Raw genomic sequence first — 12,238 nt, forward strand, 5'->3', positions numbered from 1 at the left:
GATGCATAGGCCACACGGACCTGCATCATTTCACACTGGGGAGTTCATCATGTTGCGTCAAAAATCTGCGTCCGCCCTCGCCGCCATTCTCCTGTTATCAGCCTCGCTGGCCGCCTGTTCCAAACCCGCCGAAGAAGCGCCCATGGCCGAAGAAACCATGCCCGCCGACGCGGCTGCCGAGACCGCGCCGACGGTCGAAGACGCGCCGTCCGGGCCCAAAACCGAAGCGCCGTCGATCCCGCAACTGGCCTACGACTACAGCTTCGGTCTCAGCGCCCCGGAAAAGGGCTTGCAGGACATGGTCACCGGCCATCAGGACGCCTGCACCATCGCCGGATCGGCTACCTGTCAGGTCCTGTCGCTCAATACGCGCACCGGCAGTGAATACGGACAGGCGCAACACACCCTGGTCCTGCGCGCCACGCCGCAATGGATCGGCCTGTTCCGCAAGAACCTCACCAACGAACTGAAGGCCGTCGGCGGCCAGATCGAAACCCAGCAGATCGCTACCGAAGACCTCAGCGTGGCCATGATCGACCGCGAAGCGCACATCAAGAACCAGATCGCGCTGCGCGACAATCTCCAGCAAACCCTGCGCACCCATAAGGGCAAGCTGGCCGAGGTCGCCGATATCCGCCGCGAACTGGCCGAGGTCCAGAGCGGTATCGACGCTGCGCAAACGGCTCTGGCGACCATGAAAAAGCGCGTGGCCATGTCGCAACTGACCCTGACCTACACACCGACTTCCGCGGTCGCCATGAAAGGTACCTGGGCGCCGTTCAGCGCCGCCATCGGCAATCTGGGGCCGAACTTCGTCTCCGTCCTGACCGTGCTGATCACCGTCTTCGGCTATCTGCTGCCGATAGGACTGGTTGCCGCGCCGGTCGCCTGGTGGGTGCGCCGTAACCGCAACCCCAAGGCTGCGCCCAAGACTATACAACGTCCCGGTCAGGCCTGATAATTCGACTTTACACCCGTTACGGCAGGTTTAACCTGCCGTAACGGGATGAATATACAGAGGGGAAATCAATGAAATATCTACTGACGACCACCGCCATTGCCGCGCTAATCCTGACCGGCTGCTCGAAGGCCGAACAGACATCCGGGGAATCCTTCGAGTCGGCGATTGTCGATATCCCGGCCGATGCCGCGGTCGAAAACGCCGCCCCGGAACCTGGCATTCTTGGCGGCAATGCGAGCGTTCCACCGGCGGCGAAGGCACCCATAGCGATCGGTGTCCCGCAACTGGCCTATGATTATGCGTATGGCTTCGAACTGCGCAATAGTTCGGTCGAGGCTCTGGCCAAACACCATCAGGCCCTGTGTGAAAAAGCCGGACCGCAGCAATGCCAGGTGCTGAACGCCAGTACCACCGCCAATCCCGACGCCGGATCGACGCGAGTTGAGATCACGCTACGCGTCGCCCCGCAATGGCTGGGAACCTTCAAGACCGGTCTGGGCGGCGACCTCAAATCCTACAAGGCGCGCATCACCCGGCAATCGGTGACCTCCGAAGACCTCAGTCTGGACATCGTCGATTCCGAAGCCCGCCTGAAAAACAAGACGGCCCTGCGCGACAGGCTTCAAACCATCATCCGCCAAAGCCCCGGCAAGATCGCCGAACTGGTTGAGGCCGAGACGCAGCTGTCGCAGGTACAGAGCGATATCGATTCGCTGTCGTCGTCTCTGGCGACGATGCGACAACGCGTGGCGACCTCGGGCTTGACTCTGACCTACGACGACTCTCCGACCATCAGCCGACGCTCGGCGTTCGCGCCTCTGACCGATGCCCTGAGCAGCGTTGTGGAAACCGTCATGGCCTCGCTGGGCTTCCTCATCCTGCTGATCGCGGGCGCCCTGCCCTTCGCCCTGGTCCTCGTCCCGCTCGGCTGGTGGATGCGCCGCCTGTGGCGCAAGCGCAAGGCGGCGAAATTGAAAGCATAAAAAAAGCCCGCCTTCATGTGAAGGCGGGCTTTTCTTTCCGGGATCAAGGCGGTTTTGAACCGCCTCCCCCACCCAAGTTTTGTGTCGCGATATTATAGCCGAAAACCGCTGACACTTTTCGGCATATCGCTCTAGAAGTTGAAGCGCAGGCCGGTGACGTAGCGCTGGCCGAACTTTTCGAACTCGATCGGGTTGGTCGAGACCGCGCCGTAGCGACGAGCGCCCTGGTTGCGCAGGTTCGAGCCATCGATGAACCATTCCAGATTCTTGTTGACCTGATAACGAACCGACAGATCGACTTCTTCATCGTCGTCCCAGTAGACGTCGCCGTTGTCGGTCGGAACCGCTACGCCGCCCACCATCGTATAGGTGCCGATGTCCTGGATCCAGGTCGTGCGGTACTGATAGGCCAGACGCACGGTCAGGCCGTACTTTTCGTAGATCATTTGCAGGTTATAGACGCCGTCCGAAGTACCCGGCAGCGAGACCTTGCGGGCCGGGACGCCGCCGACCGACGGGACGGTGACTTCCGAGTCCGACAGGGTGGCCGACGCCTTGACGCCGAACCCGCCCAGCCATTCCGGCCAGCCGAGGCCTTCAACGAAGGTTTCGGCGCTTTGCGAGGCGAAGATTTCGACGCCCGACAACTTGCCGTCGCCGCCGTTACGCAGCGTCGTCAGGGTGTAGGTCGAACGATCGGTGGTGCCCGAATTCAGGACCGACGAGCCGAAGGTGCCCGACTGGCTGAACAGGACGTCCTGGATGTCCTTGTAGAAGAAGCCCGCCGACAGGAAGCCCGTGTCGCCGTAATATTCCAGATAGGCGTCGAAGCCCGTCTGCTTTTCCGGCTTGGCGTTCGGGTTGCCGCCGGACACCGTCTGGTTGGAGTCCGAATAGGTGTAGTTCGGACGCAGGTCGTCGTAGTCCGGACGCGAGGCGGTGCGGTTCAGCGAGAAGCGCGCCTTCAGCTTGTCGGTGACGTTCCAGTTCAGGTGAGCGCTGGGGTAGAACAGCGTGTCGTCGCTGGAGGTCTGGACCAGACGGTAATCCGCCGTCGAGGTGGCGCTGAAATTGACGTAGGCCTGACCGTTGTTCTCGATCTTTTCGACACGGGTGCCGTAAACGATGTTACCCCAGTCGAAGGTCGTCGTCGCCATCAGGTAGGCGGCGATCTGGTTTTCGTCGACCTTCCAATAGTTGGTCGTCGAAGCCGCCGTGTCGCGCACCGCAGCGCCCGTATTGATGTAGCTGTCCATCAGGCCGTTGGTCAGGCCCTGATTGGTGTAGCGGAAGGTATAGCCCAGAACCTGCTTGCCCTTGTAGGGGTCGTCGATGGCCAGCGTCGCCCAGGTCGGCACGGCCAGACCTTTACCGGCGAGCGTCGTCGGCGTCGCGGTGTAGGTTTCCAGCTCGTTCTTCTTGTTGCGCGCGGTGAACAGGCCGCCGAACTCGATCTTGGTCGGCAGGCCGAACAGTTCGCTCTGACGGTCGAAATCGACCTTGGCGGTATAGGCCTGCGTCGTTTCGCCACCGGCGTTGCGGCCGAAGGTTTGCAGCGGGGTGTTGAACTCTTCGGCCGACAGGACGGCTGCACCCTGCACACGGGCCGTGGTGGTGCCGGTCGTGCGGTACAGGCGGACGATATTCTGTTCGCCGTTGCGGAAGTCATAGACGGCGGTCGGGCGGTCGGTGAAGGTCGACGGGCTCTGGAAGGCCGCGGTGACCGGCGTGTCGCCGCCGTTCAGGCCGACCGTGTAGTTCAGGCGCCACGACACGTCGTTGCCGTACCAGTTCTTGTGCTCACCGCCGATGGTGTTGGTGGCCAGGATTTCTTCGGAGTCGCGGTAGTCGATACGGGCGTTCAGACGCGCACCGTAGACGGTACCCAGCTTCGGATCGGCGGCCGAGAAATTGGCGTCCGAGTTATAGGCGACGCCGGCGGCGTTGGTGCCCTGGTCCAGACGGACGATCCAGTTGTCGCGCAGTTCGTCGTCCTTGAAGATCGTCCAGATCGACGAGGCGAACAGCGTGTTGTTTTCGTCGATCTTGTAATCGGCGCGCAGCGAGGCCGACGAATTATAACGCGTCAGGCGGTAGTTCTTGTATTCGAACTCACGGGCGAAGGTCTTGCCCGGCGCGGCGGCGCGCTGGGTCAGGTACGGATCGACTTCCCAGTTTTCCGTCGCCATGTTGCGGCGGTAGTAGGAGCCCTGAGCGACGATGCCCAGCTTACCGCCCATGAAGATATTCGAATAGACGAGGTTCGAGTCGATCTCTTCACCACCGCCCAGTTCGACGCGGCCGATGCCGAGCTTGCCCGAAATTTTCTGGCCCTTGTAGTCGAAGGCGCGGCGCGTGCGGATGTCGATGTTACCCGCAACCGTGTCACCCGGCATCGACGGCACAATGGCCTTCTGGACCAGCACCTGCGAGGCGATGGCCGAAGGGATATTGTCGAAGCGCGAGTCGCGGCCTTCGGCCGAGACGACGCTCAGGCCGTCGAAGGAGATGGTCGCCCACTTACGCGGCATGCCACGCAGGTTGACGTAACGGGCCTGGCCCTGATCGCGCTCGAGGCCGACACCCGGCAGACGACCGATGGCGAAGGCGATGTTCTGGTCCGGCAGGTTACCGGCTTCGTCGGCCGACAGGACGCTGACCAGCGAGTCCGAATTCTTTTGCACGCGCAGAGCGGCGGCATCGGACTCGGCCAGAGGGCGGCGCGACACGACGGTCACTTCGGTGACGTCGTCAGCCGCAGGCGCATCGGCGGCAACGGCGGCGGTGCCGGAAACCAGAGCGGTCGTGGCCAGAAGGGCGACGCTCAGGCGGGTGGAACGGAACTTGGAAAACATCGAATGCCCCCATAAGGCAGTGGAACTTGTGGGGGCTGATACTCAGGGGCCGTGACAGTTTTATAACAAATGTGTCAGCAATCTTAATTCACAGACACACGGCATCGAACTGTGTCCAAAATATCGAACTTTATTTCAGCTATAATAAGTGCAAAAGTTGAAAACCTTGCTATGAAGCACCGAATTTAGCTCATTCGAGGGTTTGCGATGACTTTCCAGCATTATTATAAAGCTTTTGTGACAGTATCGACCAGCGCTTTACTGTGCGCAACTCTAAGTGGATGCGTGCATTCGGAACTCATTTCCGACTCGGCCAAGATGACTCAGGGCACCGGCACGTCCGTTCTGGCCGCCGTGGAAACCGTGGCCGTCGGCACGGCCAATCTTGACGCCGCCGACGATCCGGAAATCTGGGCCGACCCGTCCGATCCGTCGCGCGTCGTGATCTACGGCACCGACAAGAAGGCCGGTCTCTACAGCTATACGATCGACGGCAAGGTCAATGACTTCCTCGCCGTCGGACCGATGAACAATGTCGATCTGCGCAACGACGCGCTGGGTTTACCGGTGGTGGTGGCCGCGTCGGACCGCGTCGGCAACGGCGTGCGCTTCTTCAAGCTGGATACCAAGACGCTGAAAACCAGCGACTGGGGCTTTGCATCTTTGGCGACGTCGGAGGCCTACGGTTTCTGCCTTGGCAAAACGACCGCGGGCGACCTCGTCACCATCATGATCGGCAAGAACGGCGACGTGGCGCAGGCTACGGCGAAAGTCGTGGACGGCAAGCCGGTCCTCACTGAGACCCGCCGTTTCAATGTCGGCACGCAGTCGGAAGGCTGCGTCGTCGATGATAAAACCCAGAAACTGTACATCGCCGAAGAAAACGTCGGCATCTGGATCTACAGCCTTGATCCCGCCACCGGTGCGGCGCGCACCGCGCTGGTCAGCCTTCCGTCGGAGATCGTCAAGGCCGATGCCGAAGGTCTCACCCTGCTGCGCGATGGCGACAAGACCTTCCTGATCGCCTCGTCGCAGGGCGATTCGGCCTTCGCCGTGTGGCGCGTCGATGGCGCACCGGTCTATCAGGGCCGCTTCTCGGTCTTTCCGGGCAATGGCATCGATGCGGTGACGGGCACCGACGGCGTCGCGGCGCTGGGCGGTCAGGTCGGCCCCTACGGCAAGGGCATCGTCGTGATGCAGGACGATATGGACACCGAAGGCGAAGCGCTCTCGACCACCCGCGCGCGCCAGAACTTCAAAATCGTCGACTGGAAAGAGATCGAAGCGAAACTTCAAATCAAGTAAGCAAAGGCAAGGGGCCTCAGGCCCCTTGACCCCCTTAACTTAGCCGAGTTCCTGAGAGCGCTTTTGCGCGGCCAGAACCGCCGCCTCGATCAGTTCGTCGAGGCCGTGGCCATCCTTGCGCAGGACTTTCAGCGCGGCTTCGGTCGTACCACCTGGAGACGCCACCTTGCGGATCAGGTCTTCGGGTTCCTCACCGGTCGCATCGAGCAGATTGGACGCCGAAATCAGCGTCGCCCGCGCCAGTGTCTTCGCATCGGCGGGCGTCAGGCCCGTCGCCAGACCCGCGCTTTCCAGCGCCGAGGCAAAGGCATAGACATAGGCGGGACCGGACCCCGACACAGCCGTCGCCGCATCGATCAGGCCTTCGTGGTCGAGCACCACGGTCGAGGCCATGGGCGAAAACAGGTCGGACGCCGCCTGCAAGGCCTTGCCGTCGCTTGAGAACAGGCTGGCCACGCCCTTGCCGGTGGCCACGCCCGTCGTCGGCATGACGCGTGCTACGCTCAAGGGGGCAAAGACGGCGGACAAATCATCCGTGCGCACCCCGGCCATGACCGATACAAGGGTCGCACCCTTATTCAAATTGCCACTAAGGATTTGCGCCGCCCCGCGCCAGCTTTGCGGCTTGACGGCAAGGATCACGGTCCACGCCTCGCTCCACACGTCAGGGCCGGGATTGAGCCGCGCGCCGAGACCGGCATATGTCTGCGCCTCTTCACCGGGCGTCAGGTCGAGGATGATCAGGTCTTCGGGCGTCACATGGCCCGCCACGCGCATCCCCTTGAGGATCGCCGAGCCCAGCGCCCCTGCACCAACCAGAAGAATGGGTTTCGCCAGCATGATGCGTCTCCGCTTTCGTAAGGGCCTACGCCTCGCCGACCGTCTCGAACAGACAGGCCGCCATCGCGTCTGCCGGACTCTTAGCGCCACGCAGCATGAAATCAAAGGCCGGATAGAAGCGATCGACGGCTTCGGCGGCGGAATTGATCATATGCGCGGTCTGAAGCTGCCCCGGACGCTCGACCGGTGTCGAGACCAAGGTGTGACGAAAGACGATGTCGGCGACCGGCTGGCCCTCATCCGTATTGAGCAATTCGTCCTGATAGACCTCGAAATGGCCGAACCAGACGCGCTGATTGACCAGCGACAGAAGCTCGTAGATGCTCGGCACCTTCGGCGGATCGAAACGGATGTCGAGCGCTGTACACAGTTGCAGGCAGTCGCCTTCCGGTCGCCAGGAAAACCACATGTCGTAGGTCTTCCAGTCACCGGCCAGCGCAAAGACGACCTCGCCGTCCGGCGTGCGCTCGAAGGTCAGGCCTTCGTCACCCAAAATGGTCTCGACCATGTCCAGAGGGTCGGACATGTGGTCGGAATAATCAGCCTGAGGCAGGTCCATCTTACTTAGTGCTACCTTCTTGGGCGCCACCTTTAAGCGCTGCGATCTCGGCCCGCAGTTCGGCGATCTCGGCCTTCAGCGCGTCCAGTTCGTCGCGGCGCACGAGGTCCATATCTGCCACGAAGCGGTCGCCCTGCGCGCGGAACGCGGCCTTGGCTTCGTCACCGGCGGCCTGAGCCAGCGACATGGCGCTGGTCGACAGCTTGGCGAATTCGTCGAGGAACGGATTTTTCGACTGCATGGGAAGAACCCTGTCTTAATAAGGATGTCACAGCCGCGTCCTATAGACCCTGTGACCGATGAAATAAAGTTTTTCACGATTCTTGCGGCCCTTCGATGATTCCTTTAGGTCTTGCACAGCCTTTTGGTTGCACAAAAACGGGAACCCGACGCCTATGACCCTACCGGATATCAATCCCGTCATTTTCCAGATCGGGCCCGTGGCGCTGCGCTGGTACGCGCTGGCCTATGTGGCGGGGATCGCGCTTGGCTGGTACTATTTGACGCAGCTTATCAAGCGCGAAACCCTTTGGCCGGGTAACCGCGCGCCGGTGACCAACGAAAATCTCGAAGATCTGATCATCTGGATGGCTCTGGGCGTCATTCTCGGCGGGCGGATCGGTTACGTAGTCTTCTACGATCTGGCGCCGATCCTGCGTAATCCCCTGCAATTCTTCAAGGTCTGGGAAGGCGGCATGTCCTTCCACGGCGGCTTTATCGGGGTCTGTATCGCCGGTGTTCTCTATGCCCGCAAACATAAGATCAGTCCGTGGACCCTGGGGGATATGCTGTCGATCGCCGCGCCGATCGGCTTGTTTTTCGGCCGCCTCGCCAACTTCGTCAACGGCGAGCTGTGGGGCCGGACGACCGACGTGCCATGGGGCATCGTCTTCTGTAATAAGTACACGGCGGTCGACGCCTATGGCCGCTGCTATGCCGGTTACCTGCCGCGTCACCCTAGCCAGCTTTATGAAGCCGCCCTCGAAGGCCTGCTGCTGTTCGGGGTGATTTTTGTCCTGATGCACACCTATAAGAAGCTGAAACAACCGGGCCTGATCATGGGTGTCTTCATTGCGGGTTACGGCCTCAGCCGCATCGTCGTCGAGACCGTGCGCAACCCCGACGCTCAGATGTACGAGTGGCTGAAAGGCCCGATCACCATGGGCATGATCCTGTCGCTGCCGATGGTCATCGCAGGTGCGTGGTTCATCTGGCGTGCGCTCAAGGGCAAGACCCAGCCGACCGGCGTATGGGTCGAACCCGAACCCTCGGTCGAGAAGCCGGAAACGAAAGCGCCGGATGGACTTGCCTAAGGTGGTAGGACTTAAGGAACGCCTGATCGAGCAGATAAAACTCGACGGCCCGCTGACCATTCCCGACTATATGTGGGCCTGTCTGTTCGATCCGCAGGATGGTTACTATTCGACGCGTCCGGCTTTAGGCGAAGGCGGCGACTTCATCACCGCGCCGATGGTGTCGCAGATGTTCGGCGAGTTGCTCGGCCTTTGGGTCATGCAGGTCTGGCAGGACATGGGCGCGCCTGCAAAGGTCCGCGTCGTCGAGATCGGCCCCGGCGACGGCACGTTGATGAGCGACCTTTTGCGCAGCTTCCGCCTGATGCCCGCCTTTCAGGCCGCCGCCGAGATCGCCTTGGTCGAACCGTCCCTGCCCTTGCGCGCCGTGCAGTCACAAAGGCTGGGCGACATCCACTATTATGACCATCTGCACGACCTGCCGACCGACGCGCCTTTAATCGTCGTCGCCAATGAGGTGCTCGACTGCCTGCCCGCGCGGCAGTTCCAACTGACCGACGATGGCTGGTTCGAGCGCTGCGTCGGTTTGCATGAGGGCGACCTGATCATAGGTCTTGTTCCCGCGCCGGAGGATTTCAGAGCCCCCTTTACCGCCGAAGTCGGTCAGGTATGCGAAGTCTCCCCGGCGCAGAACCGTTTTGTCGAGTCGCTGGGTGCGCTCATTCAGGAAGCGTCCGGCGCGGCGCTGCTGATCGACTATGGCCGCGACCGTCCTGAACCCGGCGATACGCTTCAGGCGCTGCACAAGCACGAAAAGACCGACCCGTTAGCCGATCCCGGCGCGCACGACCTGACGCAGTGGGCGGACTTTCCGGCTCTGGCGGTGACGGCGCTGAACATGGGCTTGACGGTGAGTCAGATCACGCCTCAGGGCGTCTTCCTGCAACGCCTGGGCATCATCGAGCGCTTCGAGGCCCTGCGCGCGAAGAACCCGGAGCAGACGGACAAACTGGCCCGTCAGGTCCACCGCTTGATTTCGACGGACGAGATGGGCGAATTGTTCAAGGTCATGGCGATGTCGTCACCGGATTTGATTCTGCCCGGACTTGAAGCGATAAAGCTGGAGGATTAGGTAAAGGTCATGTCCCTCCCCCCGCGTATCCTGCATCCCCTGCTCGACCTGCCAAATATTCAGCACGGGTTCTTCACCCGGCACGGTGGGGTATCGCCCTTCCCCTACGAGTCGCTAAACGTCGGTCAGGGCTCGAAAGACACGCGCGAAAACATCTTCGAGAATCGCCGCCGGGTGGCCGCTGCCTTTGATCAACCCGAAGACCGCCTGCTCAACTGCTATCAGGTCCATTCCAAAATCGCCGTCACCGTTGACGGCCCTTGGCCCGACGACACCCGTCCCGAAGCCGACGGTCTGGTCACCACCACGCCGGGCCTCGTCATCGGTGCCCTGTCCGCCGATTGTGCGCCGCTGCTGTGGGCCGACCCGGTCAATGGCGTCGTAGGTGCCTGCCACGCGGGGTGGAAAGGCGCGCTCGGCGGTATGATCGAAGCCGAATACGACGCACTGCTCGCCAAGGGCGCGAAATCGAAACACCTGCGCGTCGTCGTCGGTCCGTGCATCGCGCAGGGCTCCTACGAAGTCTCGGCCGACTACGAAGACACCTTCCGCGCGCAGGACCCCGACAGCACTGCCTTCTTCATTCCGGGCAAGACGGCAGACAAACGCTGGTTCGACCTGCCCGGCTTTTGCATCATGCGGTTGAAGCGTCTCGGCCTGACTCAGGTCGCGGCCACCGGCCACGACACCTGCGCCGAAGAGGCCCTGTTCCATTCCAACCGCCGCGGCTACTTGCGGCAGGAGCCGGACTATGGCCGCCTGATCAGCGCGATCATGTTGCGTCCATAACGCCGTCCGGGCTTTTTTACGAATTTGCGACGAATCGGGGTTGCCCCTCAGGCCTCACCTGTTAAAAGCGCCGCAAATTAAGACGCCTCATGTCTTTCCCCTGCCGCCCACACAGGTTCCCCATGAAATTGCTGTCCGCAAACTCCAATCGCCTTCTGGCTCAGGCCATTGGCAACTATCTCGACGCGCCCCTGACCAAAGCCCGCATCGAGCGCTTTGCCGACAAGGAAATCTTCGTCACCATCGACGAAAACGTGCGCGGCGAAGACGTCTTCGTCATTCAGTCGACCAGCTACCCGGCCAACGATAACCTGATGGAGCTGCTGATCTGTATCGACGCGCTGACCCGCGCCTCGGCCAAAAGAATTACCGCCGTCATCCCCTATTTCGGCTATGCCCGTCAGGATCGCAAGACCGGCGGTCGCACGCCGATCTCGGCCAAGCTGGTCGCCAACCTGATCACCCGCGCCGGGGCGCACCGCGTCCTGACGATGGACCTGCACGCCGGTCAGATTCAGGGCTTCTTCGATATCCCGACCGACAATCTGGTCGCCATCCCCTTCATGGCCCGCGACATCAAGGACCACTACGACAATGCCCGTCAGATCATGGTCGTGTCGCCCGACGTCGGCGGCGTGGTCCGTGCCCGCGCCCTGGCCGACCGCCTCGGCGGTGATCTGGCCATCGTCGACAAGCGCCGTCCGCGCGCCGGTGAGTCCGAGGTGATGAATATCATCGGCGACGTCACCGACCGCGATTGCATCCTGTTCGACGACATCGTCGATTCCGGCGGCACGCTGGTCAACGCGGCAAAGGCTTTGATCGATCGTGGCGCCCGCTCGGTATCGGCCTATATCAGCCACGGCGTCCTGTCCGGCGAAGCCATGAACCGCGTCGCCGGTTCCGTGCTCAAGGAACTGGTCATCACCGATTCGATCGAGGTCCCGGAGCATATCCGCACCCATCCCAAGATCCGCATCGTCGGCGTTGCGCCGCTGATCGGCGAAGCGATACGCCGCATCGCCAACGAAGAGTCGGTATCTAAGTTGTTCGATTAAAATGCGATGCAACCATTGACAGAAAAGGCGTTCTTTCGGGACGCCTTTTTTATTTGTTTTTAAGGTTAATTTAACCCTCTCCACAACGCCTTAACTGACCCCAATATCACGGAAATGTTATTTCCAGGTTTGCCCGACTCACGCAGGTCAAACATCGAAAAAGCCATATTTTTGGCGCTTTTATGAGGATTTCTAGCGTAAGGTGAATTTGAACGAACGACCTTGTGAAGGTACGGTTTGCGGCTATCATGCCCGCCGGACGGGGTTTGGTTTCACACCATTGCCATACGATATTTTTATTGATGCCTTATGCGCTGCTTATGCGCGGCATCCGCACCCATAGTGACGCGACCAGCGAAAGCTTGCACAGCTTGAGGAGTACACAGAGTATGACCGTAGTATCGAAAGCCGCTCTCAAGCCGTGGCTCATGACCTTCACCGCCTCGATCATGGCGCTGAGCCTCGCGGCCTGCCAGACCGAGGCCCCGCCCCCGCCGCCCGCA

11 protein-coding genes are annotated in these 12,238 nt (G+C 61.2%); 7 read left to right on the forward strand and 4 right to left on the reverse strand.

Translation table 11 applies throughout. The features are described 5' to 3' along the window. Positions 1-49 precede the first annotated feature (49 nt). Together AEYBE204_RS36265 and AEYBE204_RS36270 are read left to right on the forward strand one after the other, a co-directional pair. Positions 50-958, forward strand: a complete 909-nt coding sequence (locus AEYBE204_RS36265) for a DUF4349 domain-containing protein (protein ID WP_023463549.1) — start codon at positions 50-52, stop codon at positions 956-958. A 71-nt stretch (positions 959-1,029) separates the two neighbouring features. Beyond that, positions 1,030-1,944: a DUF4349 domain-containing protein gene (locus AEYBE204_RS36270; protein ID WP_023463550.1), complete on the forward strand. Its 915-nt coding sequence runs from the start codon at positions 1,030-1,032 to the stop codon at positions 1,942-1,944. A gap of 131 nt (positions 1,945-2,075) precedes the next feature. Here the strand turns inward: AEYBE204_RS36270 and AEYBE204_RS36275 are convergent, their stop codons facing one another. Further along, entirely contained in the window at positions 2,076-4,799 is a 2,724-nt protein-coding gene (locus tag AEYBE204_RS36275) for a TonB-dependent receptor (protein WP_023463551.1), read from the reverse strand. Positions 4,800-5,084: 285 nt separating this feature from the next. On the opposite strand from AEYBE204_RS36275, the gene AEYBE204_RS36280 reads away from it, so the two are divergent. Further along, positions 5,085-6,104 (forward strand): phytase, encoded by a 1,020-nt coding sequence (locus tag AEYBE204_RS36280; protein ID WP_023463552.1) that lies wholly within the window; start codon positions 5,085-5,087, stop codon positions 6,102-6,104. 39 nt (positions 6,105-6,143) lie between these two features. Here the strand turns inward: AEYBE204_RS36280 and proC are convergent, their stop codons facing one another. The 3 genes from proC to AEYBE204_RS36295 are packed head-to-tail and all read right to left on the reverse strand — an operon-like array spanning position 6,144 to position 7,744. Further along, the gene (gene proC / locus AEYBE204_RS36285) at positions 6,144-6,944 is read right to left on the reverse strand and encodes a pyrroline-5-carboxylate reductase (RefSeq protein ID WP_023463553.1); all 801 of its coding nucleotides are present in this window, start codon (positions 6,942-6,944) and stop codon (positions 6,144-6,146) included. 25 nt (positions 6,945-6,969) lie between these two features. Next, positions 6,970-7,503: a YbjN domain-containing protein gene (locus tag AEYBE204_RS36290; protein WP_023463554.1), complete on the reverse strand. Its 534-nt coding sequence runs from the start codon at positions 7,501-7,503 to the stop codon at positions 6,970-6,972. A gap of 1 nt (position 7,504) precedes the next feature. Beyond that, positions 7,505-7,744 (reverse strand): accessory factor UbiK family protein, encoded by a 240-nt coding sequence (locus tag AEYBE204_RS36295; RefSeq protein WP_023463555.1) that lies wholly within the window; start codon positions 7,742-7,744, stop codon positions 7,505-7,507. Between the two features lie 154 nt (positions 7,745-7,898). Between AEYBE204_RS36295 and lgt the strand changes: the two genes are divergently transcribed. From lgt to AEYBE204_RS36315, 4 genes are all read left to right on the forward strand, one after another. Next, positions 7,899-8,816, forward strand: a complete 918-nt coding sequence (gene lgt / locus AEYBE204_RS36300) for a prolipoprotein diacylglyceryl transferase (RefSeq protein WP_023463556.1) — start codon at positions 7,899-7,901, stop codon at positions 8,814-8,816. Next, positions 8,803-9,888 carry a class I SAM-dependent methyltransferase gene (locus AEYBE204_RS36305; protein WP_023463557.1) on the forward strand — a complete coding sequence of 362 codons (1,086 nt, stop codon included), beginning with the start codon at positions 8,803-8,805 and terminating at the stop codon, positions 9,886-9,888. The genes lgt and AEYBE204_RS36305 overlap by 14 nt, the downstream gene beginning before the upstream one ends. Positions 9,889-9,897: 9 nt before the next feature. After that, positions 9,898-10,677, forward strand: a complete 780-nt coding sequence (pgeF, locus tag AEYBE204_RS36310) for a peptidoglycan editing factor PgeF (RefSeq protein WP_023463558.1) — start codon at positions 9,898-9,900, stop codon at positions 10,675-10,677. A 122-nt stretch (positions 10,678-10,799) separates the two neighbouring features. Further along, positions 10,800-11,735: a ribose-phosphate pyrophosphokinase gene (locus AEYBE204_RS36315; RefSeq protein WP_023463559.1), complete on the forward strand. Its 936-nt coding sequence runs from the start codon at positions 10,800-10,802 to the stop codon at positions 11,733-11,735. The last annotated feature ends 503 nt before the right edge of the window (positions 11,736-12,238 follow it).

The organism is Asticcacaulis sp. YBE204 (assembly GCF_000495855.1).
GTDB lineage: Bacteria > Pseudomonadota > Alphaproteobacteria > Caulobacterales > Caulobacteraceae > Asticcacaulis.

What these genes read in the sequence shown, in the direction of transcription:
- AEYBE204_RS36265 (WP_023463549.1), top strand. Translation starts at nt 50, where the DNA reads ATGTTGCGTCAAAAATCTGCGTCCGCCCTCGCCGCCATTCTCCTGTTA.
- AEYBE204_RS36270 (WP_023463550.1), top strand. Translation starts at nt 1,030, where the DNA reads ATGAAATATCTACTGACGACCACCGCCATTGCCGCGCTAATCCTGACC.
- AEYBE204_RS36275 (WP_023463551.1), bottom strand. Translation starts at nt 4,799, where the DNA reads ATGTTTTCCAAGTTCCGTTCCACCCGCCTGAGCGTCGCCCTTCTGGCC.
- proC (WP_023463553.1), bottom strand. Translation starts at nt 6,944, where the DNA reads ATGCTGGCGAAACCCATTCTTCTGGTTGGTGCAGGGGCGCTGGGCTCG.
- AEYBE204_RS36290 (WP_023463554.1), bottom strand. Translation starts at nt 7,503, where the DNA reads ATGGACCTGCCTCAGGCTGATTATTCCGACCACATGTCCGACCCTCTG.
- AEYBE204_RS36295 (WP_023463555.1), bottom strand. Translation starts at nt 7,744, where the DNA reads ATGCAGTCGAAAAATCCGTTCCTCGACGAATTCGCCAAGCTGTCGACC.
- lgt (WP_023463556.1), top strand. Translation starts at nt 7,899, where the DNA reads ATGACCCTACCGGATATCAATCCCGTCATTTTCCAGATCGGGCCCGTG.
- AEYBE204_RS36305 (WP_023463557.1), top strand. Translation starts at nt 8,803, where the DNA reads ATGGACTTGCCTAAGGTGGTAGGACTTAAGGAACGCCTGATCGAGCAG.
- pgeF (WP_023463558.1), top strand. Translation starts at nt 9,898, where the DNA reads ATGTCCCTCCCCCCGCGTATCCTGCATCCCCTGCTCGACCTGCCAAAT.
- AEYBE204_RS36315 (WP_023463559.1), top strand. Translation starts at nt 10,800, where the DNA reads ATGAAATTGCTGTCCGCAAACTCCAATCGCCTTCTGGCTCAGGCCATT.